The sequence below is a fragment of the Paenibacillus herberti genome, assembly GCF_002233675.1.
GTDB classification, from domain to species: Bacteria; Bacillota; Bacilli; order Paenibacillales; family Paenibacillaceae; genus Paenibacillus_O; species Paenibacillus_O herberti.
This window is the reverse complement of the sequence record NZ_NMUQ01000001.1, coordinates 681,017-694,612: the sequence shown is the minus strand read 5'-3', so window position 1 is coordinate 694,612 and position 13,596 is coordinate 681,017. Positions and strand designations below refer to the sequence as shown.

Sequence of the window (13,596 nt, the reverse complement as noted above, 5' to 3'; positions counted from 1 at the left end):
TTTGTCGCTTGTCCCGGGACAAACGACATGTTTTCCTTGCAACATTCCCGTGTAAGTACCGTCTGAAAGGGTACTTTGCACCGCCATTTTACAAAACAGGAGGATTTTAGATGATAAAAAAAGGGTTGAAGCATACCGCCGCCTCGCTGCTGGTTCTTTCGGTAGTCGCAGGCGGAGGAGGTTCTGTATTTGCGCAAGAGGGGCAGCCGGCTCCGCCTCACGACCAGGCGTCGATTACCGCGGTCCCCGCATCGCCCGCCGTTCAAAAAATAAATCAGGATTATTTGAAGCTGCTCGCTTCGGGCAAGCTGGCGCAAGCATTGACTTATTTAAACAATCATATCGCCAAAGTTGACACCTGGACCGGCTCCTTGATGGTGCTTCGTTTCGAAAACGCCCAGAAAGCCGCAAAGCTTCATGCGCGATTCAACGTCGACAAAACGCAGAAGGAAATCGATAGAGTCTTGCGCAAAAGCGGCGGGGACAGGACGTACGCATCGATGCTGAAATATGTGAAGGACGGGACGACGCGCAAGCTGCTTACTGATGCGCGGGATCAAGGCTTTCTCGTTACATCTGCGGAAGTGTTGTATTACCCGGTCATTAACTATACGCTGTATGAAAAATGGAAAGTCAGCGTCGGAGCGGACATCAAGCTGTACATCGAGATGATGGCCGTTGATACCCAGAAGCCTAGACAGCTGGATTGGGCGCTCGCCATCCCGTGGAGCGAACTGCTGAAGCGCAATCTGGATCAGGAGAAGTTTATCCTCAGTTATGGCGGCTCCAACCGCATCAAACAAGTGAAACAACAGTATGAGTGGACCAGGGAAATCGTTTTTTACGGCGACATCAAAACACTGTTCGACTACGAGACGAAAAAGATTGATCCCGAAGCGCTTGCCGCGTATAAAAAAGCGGTCGCTGCCGGTGATACGTCGCGTAGCCCGCTGCTGTTGAAGCTGTCGAACTTCCTCAAAGCGCTGGAGCGAAACGACGGGAAGCTGACGAAGGACTTGGAAAAATGGCTGGCGCAGCAGGTTCCGAAAGCGAACTAGAAAATATGGGATAAATTGAGATTTTTTTTCAACTATCTGAAAAAAGAGCCGAGTTCATGTCAGGAGGTATCCTGAATGAGCTCGACTCCATTAAACGCTAAATCTCCTCAGATGGATTAATAATCGCCAGAACCTGATGATCCTCCCACTTTTCGTTGATCTTCACGTTGCTGCGAGAAATGCCCTCTTTGTGGAAACCAGCCTTTTCAAGCACACGGATAGATCCGGCATTGTGAGGAGAGGCTTCCCCCGTAATTCGGTGGAACTTGAGCTCGTCGAAGGCGTATCGAACGACCTGCTGCACCGCTTCTGTCATATAACCCTTGCCGTTATGAGCCTGGTCCAGGTTGTACCCAATCATACAACTCTGCAGCGCTCCTCTCGCCACAAAAGACAGATCAATGCTCCCTATGATCCGCTCGTTCTCCTTCTGACAGATGACGAAGGAATATCTGCGATCCTCAGCCATGTCGATCTTGCTATTCCTGATCCTCTCGAGCTGACGCTCCTCCGTATAGAATTCCTCAGCACTGCGTGGCGAAAATTGCTCAAAAAACTCCCGATTGCTCCGATACATCGCTATCAATTGCGCGGCGTCACCCTCTTCGGGGAAGCGAACGAAAACTCGTGGCTCCGACATTTGTACCCGCCTTTCCAACTTGGATAGTTGTCCTCTTACATTTGTTTTAGATCAACAATGATTTTCCCACTGACGTGGCGTTGTGAGAACTCTACCAATTTTGCAGGAATATCCGTAAACGTAATGGTTTCTGTGATCATAGGGTCAATCTCTCCTCGCTAAACCATGTCCAACATATCTTCTCCGATTTCTACGATGACTTCTTCCGATTTCCGATCATTTTGATGATGAATCGCATTAAGCGCAATCTCATGGGAAGAGATAACCTGTGTGAACGGTTTTACTTTTGACATATCAGGCGCCCCTGCAATATGCGCAATATGGCCATTGTAGGCGATGACATCGAGCGATAACGTTGCATTTTCAGAACCGACGGCATCCAGTACAACATCTACCCCATGACCGTTCGTAATTTCCATAATCCGCTCGACCCAGTTTTCCTCCTTATAATCAAAAGCGTAGTGGGCACCTAACGAGCGAACAAGATCATGATTGTGCCGAGACGCGGTTGTGTAAACCGTCTTTCCGAGACGTTTTGCCAATTGAATGGCGAAGCCGCCGACACCGCATGCACCAGCATGAACCAAAATGGATTCAACAGCGTGCATAGGGATTTTTTGATGAAGGGCCTGATAAGCTGTAAAACCTGCAGTTGGGAGAGCTACAGCCTCCGCAAAAGAAACCTCATCCGGTATTGGGACTACCATATGAACCTTGGCAAGCGTGAATTGTGCAAAAGCTCCCCACTCGCGCCAATCGCTATGATAAACAACACGATCACTAACCTTGACCTGCGAGACGTTTGGACCAACCTCCGCAATAATTCCTGCTACATCGAGGCCGAGGACATGCGGATACGTCCAACCAGGGACTCCACTTGTACCCGTTTTGTAATCGACAGGGTTCAGGGAAGCGGTATACCCTTCGATAAGTACCTGGCCTTCACGAGGAACTGGCCTAGCTGCATCCTCTATTTGCATTCTTTCCATGTATTTTTTTCTCTTAATAACATTGCTTTCATAGTAGATCCACTCCTCTGTAAGTTTTGAGAACAATCAGTTCAGAAATATGAAAAAAATCTGTATTACTCTAGGAGCTCCAATGCCCCGTCAATGTTACGCTTCACTTGATTGGGAGCCATCTCGTTTGGACTTATTGTGAGCTATAAAAGAGTATTCAAAAATCTCGTTTATCCACTAAGTGAGCAAACTTACTAATAATAATTCCGATATTTTCTAAACCAAGTTCTAGATGACTACAAACCATTTGAAAAGGCATGTAGATCCCATTGATTCTGTTAGAAGTACCTCCGCAAGCAAGCCCTCGGAAATCAGTGGCCTCTATCGAATTTATGAAAAATAGAATTAATCAAGTTTACATAGTATAGATTATCTATAGCTTCGTCAAAAGATTGTGTGCAAAAATAACTCTGGGGGAGTACAGCAATGAGTGAAAAAGATGGTTCTGTATTTAAGAAAATTCTAATGGCTAATGCAGTTTTTATAAACAGTTGTTTATCTCTTATTTCAGATGATCATCCTCGAGTTAAATTATATCGATTTCTAATTAATTCAACTTATATAATTATCCCTTCATTTTTATTTGGACTTGTATTCTACATCTCTATTATAGTTATATTTAATTTCATTAACGAAAGAATATCAGTAAGTATATCCTCACTTTACTCGATGATCTTGTTTGTTTTTTCGTTTTTATTCAGCATTCTTTCCCTGAATTATCACAATAAAAAGTTCAACCTACCTAGAGAACTATTTATCTTAGTTACAATCTTAAAGAAATCCAAACTTATTTTGCGAACCTTTAAAGCTATGGGCTTTATTATCTTTATAAGTTTATTATTCTCATTTCTATGGATGGTTCCCATATACCAATATAAAGAAATCACTACTGATATAACCGGGATTTTAATCATTGTTATATTCATTAGTTTTTTCCTCACTTTTTCTATTTTTAGTTACTCGACTTTAAACGATGACGAACGTACTTTTAGACAACTTGTGCTTTGGTCAGTAATCCTATTGATAATGTTCGTATTCACTATATTTCAAATTAAATTATATTTAAATAGTACTATTAATGAGCAGATTGTCATTGCATTTGTTTTTACTATAATTGGATTTATATTTAGTCTTATTTCAGTTCTTGATAAGGCAGTGAGTTTGATAAGAAGTGAGTCTCAAAAGTACGAAGATTACTTTTCTGAATATATAGAGTTAGTAAGCGATAACTATATAACAATTACAAGTTTAAATAAAAAGAAGCAAGAATTAATTCTATTAATACAAAGGCAACATGAGCTATGGAACACAGGCCGTAAAATGATTGTAATAAATGCTTACCTTTATTCCGCAGTAGTATCTGTTTCTCTATTCTTTTTTTATAATTTTTTGACAGACGGAAAATTCGAAGAATTATTTCATTATCTTGTTGAATACATTATGCGGTTTACTGGTATTCCTAGTGAATCTTTTAAACGTATGGCTATACCAACATTAGCTGTTGGGTTTTGCATCTGGGTTCTAATTAAGTTGACTAAAGACTTCCAAACAGTACAGTTTATAGAGAAACTCGAACGAATTGCTATGTTCATTTCAACATTCTCCGTTTTAATAATGATATTCGCAAATCTTACAACAGTTTTCAAACATCTTGTAGAACCAATGATGCTTTTAAATGGATGGCTCGTAGGAGGTATTATATTTTCCATTATGCTCATAAAATCGGTAGTTTGGGTTTATAAAAAAGTTCATTCGTAATTGAGGCTTACTAGCTACAAAAAAATAATTTGATTATATAATCCATCATCTATGACATCCATTCCATTTCCGCACGATGTTATTGGCGGTATATTTATCTCCGAAACAGGTAAGCAAGGCAGCATCAACGCTCAAACACCTTACCTTTGGAGGGAAAATATTATGCCTGACCAATTATCAAATCGTACCGAATTAAAACTCAGGGACGTAGAATCCGCAAGTAAAATGATGCGCAGATATTACCGAACGGTAAAGGAAACGATGCGGGCAATGGCCGGTTATCTGCCTGCAATGCGTTGGTGGCCGGGCAAAAAATTGCTGGCTCGCCACATTTGGCTGGATTCGTTACACGCCGATATGCTTAGGTTAAGAACATTAGATTTGCGGTATCCACGAGTGGATGTCGAAGATAATGCTGACGTGAGTTTGCTTTTTGTATTGGAAAAGATACCGACGGCCCCCTCCGATGAGCTGTTTCTACACTGTGTTTATGATGTTATCAAGCCGGCGATGCTGGAGGCGCTTGAGGAATATTTACAAGTTTCCGATCCCCTCGACGATGCGCCAAGTCATCTCTACCTAAAGAGAATTATTGATGAACTCAATATGCAGCTTCATGAATATGAAGGGATTATGCGAGAATCATCCCGTGCCGCCGACGAAGCCAAGAACAGTGACTGGTTAAGCGCAGTTAGCGGCGCTCTTTCATCCTGTGGCGGATTTCACGGCCCAGACGCGCAAATTGATCCACGCTCGACAGCTGTTCTCGAAGGTCTCGTTTATGAGCTGCCGATGGAAGGCGGCAGAGATCTCTCTTGGGAGCCAGCCGTTACGCAGGTATCCCCAAGACCTGCAAGGAATTTTACCGAAGAACAAATTGCTGTTGCAGTTGATCATGCCAACGAAGTATGGGCGTCCGAAACTCCAGCGGCTCTAATTTGGGAATACAAAAATATGCCTTGGGAGCTCTACCTTGGCGCTGCAAGATGGTGTTATGACGAAATTCGTCACGCAACGATGGGAGTGGAAAGGCTTGCTGCATTAGGGCTTGAAGTTGGCGTTGATTACCCGATGGTGCCGGATCATTGGCGGGCGTTTCGAGCTAGAGGCGTGAGGTATTTATTGCTGTTACTCCATCGGCTGGAGCAAGGCGGGCCGCGGCATAAATCGAACTTAAAAACGAAATTTATTGAAAAGAATGACCTTGCCGCTGCTCAGGATTGCGACTACGACTGGGCGGACGAGTCCGGACATATCTCCTACGGGGTTGCCTGGTTGAAGGCTGTATTTCCGGAATGGAGCAAACAACAAACGATTGAAGAAGGAAATAAAATATCGAGCGAGTGGAGCCATTGGATAGGCAACCATCATAAAAACGGAACCCACGGGTATGAAGGTTTTCTGGAGCGGATGGATAAAAAGCTTACAGCTTCCGGTCATTCCACGGACATCTAAATACAGAAGCGGACTCCAACGATTTAAGGAGCCCGATTGTGGAGAAGTTTTCAAAGCGATTACATGCTTTTAAGGAATTTATACAAAAAGAAATGCCCGCATCGCTCGTCACACGCGGGCATTTCTTTGTCAGTACAGCCGGTTGCCTGCAAATGGGTCGATTACTGCAATCGGACCCGCTCACCCTCTTGCAGCGGTACGCTGCTCTCGACTATGACTTGATCGTACTCATACAATCCTTCGATAACAGCTGTTTCTTGATCATTGGAATCTGCGACAGTTACGTTCATTCTCTGAATGTAGAAAGCATTGCCAAGCGGGCCTTTTCTTTCTTCAAGCGTATAGACATACTTTCCGGTAATGTCCTCGTGAATGGCTTTGCTGGACACCAATACGGTTTCGCCTACCGTCTGTTTGGATAACTGCACTTGAACCCGTTCACCGCCCTTCAGCTCCTCCTCCTGCACCGCGACAAGAACGCGCTTAACCCTTTCTTTTTCTCCGCCTTCACGTCCAGCGGGCAAATTACCTTCATTAATGGGGTCCTCATTGTGAATTTCCGTGATTTTCCCTTTAATTTGTGCAGCCTTAATTTCGCTTCCCATCACTTGAACATCAAGCGTTTCACCTATTTCCAGCAAAGCAGCTATACTAGCAGGCACTTGCATTTCAAACTGCAATCCCCGGATTCGGTTGTAGATTCCCACATCAGGTCCCCCTGATGTGGAAGAAACCCCCTCCGTCGCACCAACTTTCGTGACGATGCCGTCAAACGGAGCGACGAGTTCCCGATTATTTTCCAGCACATCCTGAAGACTTTGAATTTTTCGTTGCTGAATGCCAAGATCGATTTCAGCACTCTGTATTTCTCGCTTAGCTCTCCGAATGCTGATCTCGTCTCCGCTTTGCGAAGCCTCGATATAGCTACTATGTAGCCCTTCCATTGAAATGATAAGCTTCTGAAGACTTGCTTGTTCATCCTTAATTTGCCTTTCCGCCCCTTTGCTGTCATAAGACACCAGCTTCTGGTCTTTCTTGACCGAGTCCCCTTCCTTGACATACACCTTCTTGGCTTTCCAATTTGCCTCACTTTTTAACTCCAATACTTCCCGCGGCATCAATAGTCCACTGCCTAGGTACGATTGTACAAACTCCCCCTTTTTCGGATCTTCCGTTATTACCTTTGGCAAAGTTAGGGAAAGTATTGTATTGCTAAGCAGTGTAAATGTGATTAGGATACTGATAAACAAGCCGAAAAAGAGGCGAATCTTTCGTTTACGGCTTGTGTCCGCTTGTTCGGCTCTTTGGGATTCCATTGTAATCACCTCAAATCTTTCCGAAGGAACTTGAATCTACGCGAAAACTATCCTTTAATTCCCGATAGTTGAACCCCTTCAATAAAGTAAGACTCCGCATAGATAAACAAAAACACCATCGGCGCCATGTATATCACAGATGCAGCAAAACTGACACCCCGCGCCCCTTCATTAATTCGTGACAAATAAAGTGACAACGGCTGCTTGGACGCATCTTCAAGAAAAATAAGCGGCTGCTCCACCATATTCCAATAATCGACAAATAACAAAACAACCAATGCCGCAAGCCCAGGTTGTATGAGCGGGACGATAACCTGTATGAAAATTCTCAAATGCCCCGCTCCGTCAATTTTGCCCGCTTCGATATAGGAATACGGGATATGTAACATGAACTGCCTAAGCATAAATACGCCAAAAGCACCAAAAATCCCCGGTAGTATGATCGAAGCTGTACTGTTTATCAGTCCAAGCTTCTCTAAAATAATGTAGTTGGGAACCAATGTGACTTGAAACGGCATGAGCATCGTCATGATGTAAATAACAAACAACTTATCTCGCCCGCGAAAACGGAATTTGGCAAAAGCGTATGCCGCAAGCGATGCGATAAACACTTGTCCTGCAATAATCGGCACAACCATCGCTACGGAGTTCCAAAACATCTTCATATACGTCGTATTCTCCAGCAACACTTTCATATATTGCTGTAACGTCAACCAGTCCGGAATTAGCTTCAAGTTGATGTATTCATCCTTCTCACCCGCTTCGATATTCGTCATTTTGCCGATGAGACCATAATTATGTCCGATCTCCAACTCCGTCATCAGCGAGTTCGTAAATGTGACTACGATCGGAAATAACATCATCGCGGCAATCATCATCATGATAAACGTCAGTATATATCTATGGAACAAAGCTGATTTTTTCACCCGTCTCACCACACTTAATCCATAAATTGCCGAAACCGGCGTTCTACCGAAAACATTACGGTCACGATGATAAGAATACAGCCTACCATTAGCGTGGCTGCGGCCGTCAGCTTCTGGATATCCAGCGATAGAAACATATTGTTCATATAATGTTGCAGCATATAAATACGGTCATGCGGATAATCACCTGCGATCATATAGGTTTCACGAAACACTTTGAACGAATTAATAATCGACATTAACATGACAAAGAACATCGTCGGCGTTAAATAAACAAGCGTAATATGAGTCAATTTATGAAGTCTCCCTGCACCTTCGACTTCCGCAGTTTCGTAATAGTCCTTCGGTATACTTTGCAGCCCGGCCAAAAATAAAATAATGTTGTACCCGATGTTTTTCCAAATATAGACTATGGTGAGCACCGCAATAGACCACTTGGATTTCATCCAATCAATCCGTTCTAAATTCATATGCTGCATCCAAACATTCAGCGTACCGTTCCAATCGAATAAGATTTGCCAGACCATGACGATAGAGGCGACCGGTACGACGAGCGGCAATACATAAGCGGTTCTCAGCAAATTTCGAATATATATATTTTGATTCAGCAAAAGCGCCAGCAATAGGGACAGAATAAGGATGAGTGGGACACTTACTCCAGTAAAAAGAAAAGTGTTCACCGCCGCTTTGCGAAAGGAGCCGCTCGCGAGCAGCTCCTCATAGTTAGCGAGACCAACAAAAGAACCATCAGTTGTACGATCCAAGAAAGAATAGAAAGTTCCCATAACAAACGGGATAAGATAAAAAATCGAAAAACCGATCGCGCTTGGCGCCAAGAAAAGGAGTGCCACCGGCCAATCTTTTTGCACCCGTCGAAACTTCATATGCTGAATCACCTTATTCATTCAAGTAAGTCGTAACCCGATTTTGAATCAGCTTGCCTACTTCCTCCGTAGATTTCTGTCCGCTAAAGTAAGCTTCGGACTCTTTGGATATCATCTCTTTGATTACGGGATCATTGTTCGCTAGGAGGTTACTCGCTCCGGTAACAAACTGTTTGAGCGCTTGAACATCTGCATCTTTTATTTCGACAATCTTGCCTTTACCGGGTCCATATTGGACCTCAACCTTTCCTTCGCCTACCAGTTGTTTCAATTGTTTTTCATAGGTCCCTTTATTAATTGGAAAGCCGCCTCTATCGCTCGGTATATCCTGCATCTCCTCAGACAAAAGAAATTTGACGAAATCCCATGCTTCCGCTTTGACGGAAGATTTGTCATTAATGCCGAGGGTCGAATTGGTATAGAAATAACCCCCTGGATGCTGTCCGCTTATACTTGGCTTTTGATACACTTTCCCTTTGGCATAATCCACTTTGGTAAGGCTGAAATATTCCTTCGGAGAGTTTACGAAGACAGGGGAAAAATATGCTTTTCCTGAACCTCCAGGTTTTTCAGTGACAATTTTTTCATCGTACATCGCTTTAACTTGCTGGAGCAAACGGGTAAATGATTCAGACTCGAACTTTGCCTTTCGGTTCGACACATCCACAAACTCGGCGTAATTATCGGTAACCATCTCGGCTAACATGCTTTCGGGAGGAAAGTTAGCAAACGCATATTTGTAATCTCCTTGCTTCACCAGTTGTTTGGCTGCCTCGGTTAACTGACTCCAGGTCCAAGTCTTGTCGTCGAAGCTTACACCAGCTTTCCCAATTGCTTCTTCGTCTCCGAGCAGGGTACTCAGGCCGAAACCCAAGGGTATGCTGTAGATGCCATCGCCCACCTTGACATTGTCTAAAATATTATCGAAATATTCATCCTTCTGAAACGTCGGATCCTGTTCCATCATTACACTCATATTCGCGAGCACTTTATTATTCACATATTTACCTAAAGGCAATGGATCCATAAAGATCACATCAGCCCCTTTGCCGGCCAACAGTTCCGTATTCGTCGTTTTTATGTATTTTTCTAAGTCCTCCGCTCCCCATTTATCGGCCGTTTGCAAATACTTGAGCTCAATCTTGACATTTGGATATTTGGCTTCATACTTTTGCTTCGCTTCCTTAAAAAAGTCATTTACAAACAACATCGAGACAATAACGGTCTTATTGCCGCCTTTCGTTTGAACTTCTTCGGTCTTGTTCTCACCCCTAGTTCCCCCATTGCCGTCGTTGCTTGCACAAGCAGAAACAGAAATCATGAGCATACAACTAAGTAGGATTAACAACATTTTTTTCATTTTTTACACTCCTCCAGCTTCTATGATTTTGAGTCATGACCACTATGTAGGTAGATTAACAGGAAGAGATGTAGATGAGATGCAGATGAGATGCAGATCAGTTCAATAATCGTTTAAAGAATGACAAAAAAAGTGCAGAACTGAAGTTCTACACTTTTTCATTAAAGTGGAAAATGAATCATGCACATGTTTCATTTTCCAAGACAAAGTCACTAGATGCTTTCACGGAATTTTCTCGCTGACATTCCGGTGTATTTTTTAAATAGGCGTGAAAAGTAGTAAACATCCGTGTATTGGAGCGACAGCGCAATTTCTTTTATACTGGTCGGCGTATTAACGATTAGTTTTTTAGCCTCATTTATTTTCAAACGGTGGATATATTCGTTTAATGGAAAACCCGAATGCTCCTTAACGATCCGGCGCAGGGTTGAAACCGAAATATTATGTCTGCGGGCAATGACACCGGCATCAATTGGATTATAAACATAGTGAGCAAGATCTTCGATTACTTCAAGGTTTTTGTTTGATTTAGAAGGACTTCCATCTGTCATTAAAGAGAATTCAAACAAAAGAGATTCCAGCTGAAGTGCAGCACGATCCGCATTGGCGGGAATTCCGCTTTCCAAAAGTGAAGCCAAAGTTCTCAGCTTTCTGACCCAAGCAGGGTCGGCGCCGACCTGCAGCACCTTGCCTTTGTGGACTAAACCTCTTTTTTCAAACTCGCTTACACGACTCCCGATCATATCGATATAATATTCTTCCCACGAGCCCCCCTCCACAGGTCCATAGTTGAACTTGCTGCCGGGATAAACAAAAAAAAAGCTTCCTTTCTCTACGTTCTGAACCAGTCCGCCATCCACTTGGTAAGTCCCGTTCCCGTCTGCAATATAGGCCAGCGCAACGTTGTTGAAAAATGCGTTCCTCCTGCGGGAAATTCTCACCGGAATATGGCCAACTCTCAAGATGACGAGATTTTGCAAGTTCAATTTGGAGGGATCAACTAACAACTCAACCAATCGGATGGGCATTAGACTGACCCTACCATCTATTATCTTCGTCATCTTCTCTAATGCCTCCCTAGTAACTGCATAGACAAATTCAACTATTGGATCAATGCTGATTTCATTATTTTATAAAATTTTTACATAAATTTATTTAACCCATTCTCTGTTTTATGAACAATTTCTAGTAAACCTGAATACTCATCTGGGGAGCACTTTATTCTGAAATATAGACTTCTGAGAAAATGTTTTACATTCACACGTGTGTAAGTTCCGTTAAATAACACCTTTTGAATTGCTGATAGAACTTCCTTATGAATTTCAGCAGTGCATTCCTCACATTGAACAATCTCATCCAACGCATCAGCACCATGAGCTGCACCGTGAGCCCAATCATTACCCAATATTTTCTCCTTGATCAAGTTCATATTGTTTTTGTTGGATTCTTCTTAAGTTCAATAATGTCTTTGGATGATCCGTAGAGACCTGTCATCGGGATCGACTGTTTCAAGCGAATTTCAAATTGAGGTGAATCTTTGGAGGGGAATCCGGCTTCATCTTGCTTAAACCGCCTTTGCCCTCTTGCCCCTATACCAAAAAACATTAACAAGTATGTATTCTATTACATTTCTTCAAGCCTAGTTCTCCTCATCGAACCAAACCTATTTCTTCAACCCTATCCATTATTCCTTTTCACTTCGTATTGGTCCACAAAAAAGAGCAGAACCGACCACGGCAATCTGCTCCTGTCTTACTTGAATCCTTTCGATTATGGCGTAATAACAGTGAAACTCCAATTTTGATTGGCCGTACCTGATACCGTCCACTGAATACTATCCCCGCCCTCCGCAGTTGTGCCATTGTTCATACAAAGCACTTTCCCGCTATTACGATTTTTGACGATAAAGTAGCCACCTCCGAAATCAATCAGCTGCCATTGCTGACTTATGCTCGTACTGCTAGTCGATTGGACAACTTGTGCGCCATCTGCAATAGATGCGCCGGATACGTCCATAAACTTGCCGCTGTTCACATTTTTAACTTTGTAATAACCGGCTGAATCATAAATAATCTGCCAGGCTTGGCTTGACGATGCGCCATATGTGTTCTGAACAACCGTTGTGGCATTATTCGCAATGCCCAGCGATTTACCGCTATTCCGATTCGTAAGCGTATACGACTTTGTTAAATCGAGTGGTGCGACTTCCGAGAAGCTCCAGTTCTGATTCAAGGAACCTGTTTCTGACCATTGAATACTTAATGCGCCATCCGCTGTGGAGCCGGCATTCATAGCCAGCATTTTACCGCTATTGCGATTCTTGATTTTATAATAGCCAGACCCTGCATCCACTAACTGCCATTGCTGATTTAAACCATTCGTTTCGGTCCACAAAATATTATTCGCACTATCCGATGTGGAAGCTCCTGCAATATCCATGAATTTGCCGCTATTGACGTTTTTAATTTTCAAATAACCTGCCCCTGCATCAATGAACTTCCAATCTTGACTTGCGGCTCCTGTATAGTTCCGCTGTTCAATGCTGGTGCCATCTGCCGTGGAATTATTGACTGTACCGAGAGACTTACCGCTATTGCGATTGGTTAGAGCATAGATTTTGGTTGTATCTACCGCTGTTGGAGGAAGTGTACGGCTTAGTTCAAAGCTCCACTCCTGACTTGCGCCCGCTATTTGCAGCCATTGAACAAGAGGTGTTCCAGCAAGCTGAGACTGATTTTGCACGTCCAAATAACTTTTGGTCTTTCGATTGATTAAGGTGTACGTTCCGTTTTCAGACTTATTAATTTGCCATTGTTGATTATATTGATTGGACAGAGCTGACTGTATAATCAGGACACCATTATCTAAAGACACTCCGTTTAAGGTTAACCTAAATTACGAAAGCCTATAGAATCAGTCGTTGGAGAAAAACGGACTTGGGTATCTCATCCAGTTATGGAGGCGATACTTGCGATTCAATCCAGAATGGATGAAATAAGCCGTCACCTTCCCCCTCCCCAAATGAAGGGGCAACGGGATTTCCAAGACTTATTTTGGAATTACTCGTTCATTCCAATAAAATACTTTTTTGTTCCATCCGCCGCCAGACCCTCTGGTTTTGAAATGATGCAGACAGCTTTAAGGTCATTTGACGAGCGTGACTTACAAACGCGCCTGCAC

At 43.1% G+C, this 13,596-nt stretch carries 12 protein-coding genes; 3 read left to right on the top strand and 9 right to left on the bottom strand.

Annotated elements, in window-relative coordinates; all coding sequences use genetic code 11:
* The first annotated feature begins 110 nt into the window (after window positions 1-110).
* Window positions 111-1,058: a hypothetical protein gene (locus CGZ75_RS03205; RefSeq protein ID WP_089522841.1), complete on the top strand. Its 948-nt coding sequence runs from the start codon at window positions 111-113 to the stop codon at window positions 1,056-1,058.
* Between the two features lie 97 nt (window positions 1,059-1,155).
* On the opposite strand, the gene CGZ75_RS03200 is transcribed toward CGZ75_RS03205, so the two are convergent.
* Both CGZ75_RS03200 and CGZ75_RS03195 read right to left on the bottom strand, forming a co-directional pair.
* A complete protein-coding gene (locus CGZ75_RS03200; RefSeq protein WP_089522840.1) occupies window positions 1,156-1,698 on the bottom strand; it encodes a GNAT family N-acetyltransferase in 543 nt (180 codons plus the stop codon).
* A gap of 158 nt (window positions 1,699-1,856) precedes the next feature.
* Window positions 1,857-2,687 carry a zinc-binding dehydrogenase gene (locus tag CGZ75_RS03195; protein ID WP_245850683.1) on the bottom strand — a complete coding sequence of 277 codons (831 nt, stop codon included), beginning with the start codon at window positions 2,685-2,687 and terminating at the stop codon, window positions 1,857-1,859.
* Window positions 2,688-3,143: 456 nt separating this feature from the next.
* On the opposite strand from CGZ75_RS03195, the gene CGZ75_RS03190 reads away from it, so the two are divergent.
* Together CGZ75_RS03190 and CGZ75_RS03185 are read left to right on the top strand one after the other, a co-directional pair.
* Window positions 3,144-4,475: a hypothetical protein gene (locus CGZ75_RS03190; protein WP_089522839.1), complete on the top strand. Its 1,332-nt coding sequence runs from the start codon at window positions 3,144-3,146 to the stop codon at window positions 4,473-4,475.
* A gap of 51 nt (window positions 4,476-4,526) precedes the next feature.
* A complete protein-coding gene (locus CGZ75_RS03185; protein ID WP_141136649.1) occupies window positions 4,527-5,930 on the top strand; it encodes a DUF455 family protein in 1,404 nt (467 codons plus the stop codon).
* Window positions 5,931-6,091: 161 nt separating this feature from the next.
* Here the strand turns inward: CGZ75_RS03185 and CGZ75_RS03180 are convergent, their stop codons facing one another.
* From CGZ75_RS03180 to CGZ75_RS03150, 7 genes are all read right to left on the bottom strand, one after another.
* A complete protein-coding gene (locus tag CGZ75_RS03180) occupies window positions 6,092-7,048 on the bottom strand; it encodes an efflux RND transporter periplasmic adaptor subunit (RefSeq protein ID WP_245850682.1) in 957 nt (318 codons plus the stop codon).
* A gap of 245 nt (window positions 7,049-7,293) precedes the next feature.
* Complete coding sequence (locus CGZ75_RS03175; protein WP_089522836.1) at window positions 7,294-8,172, bottom strand: carbohydrate ABC transporter permease; 879 nt, start codon at window positions 8,170-8,172, stop codon at window positions 7,294-7,296.
* A gap of 14 nt (window positions 8,173-8,186) precedes the next feature.
* Window positions 8,187-9,056, bottom strand: a complete 870-nt coding sequence (locus CGZ75_RS03170; RefSeq protein WP_176444658.1) for a carbohydrate ABC transporter permease — start codon at window positions 9,054-9,056, stop codon at window positions 8,187-8,189.
* 13 nt (window positions 9,057-9,069) lie between these two features.
* Complete coding sequence (locus CGZ75_RS03165) at window positions 9,070-10,416, bottom strand: ABC transporter substrate-binding protein (RefSeq protein ID WP_089522834.1); 1,347 nt, start codon at window positions 10,414-10,416, stop codon at window positions 9,070-9,072.
* A gap of 212 nt (window positions 10,417-10,628) precedes the next feature.
* Window positions 10,629-11,477, bottom strand: coding sequence for a helix-turn-helix domain-containing protein (locus CGZ75_RS03160; RefSeq protein ID WP_089522833.1), 849 nt, complete (start codon window positions 11,475-11,477; stop codon window positions 10,629-10,631).
* 80 nt (window positions 11,478-11,557) lie between these two features.
* Window positions 11,558-11,821: a DUF2785 domain-containing protein gene (locus CGZ75_RS24365; protein ID WP_245850681.1), complete on the bottom strand. Its 264-nt coding sequence runs from the start codon at window positions 11,819-11,821 to the stop codon at window positions 11,558-11,560.
* Between the two features lie 365 nt (window positions 11,822-12,186).
* Window positions 12,187-13,290, bottom strand: a complete 1,104-nt coding sequence (locus tag CGZ75_RS03150) for an RICIN domain-containing protein (RefSeq protein ID WP_089522831.1) — start codon at window positions 13,288-13,290, stop codon at window positions 12,187-12,189.
* Between the last annotated feature and the right edge of the window lie 306 nt (window positions 13,291-13,596).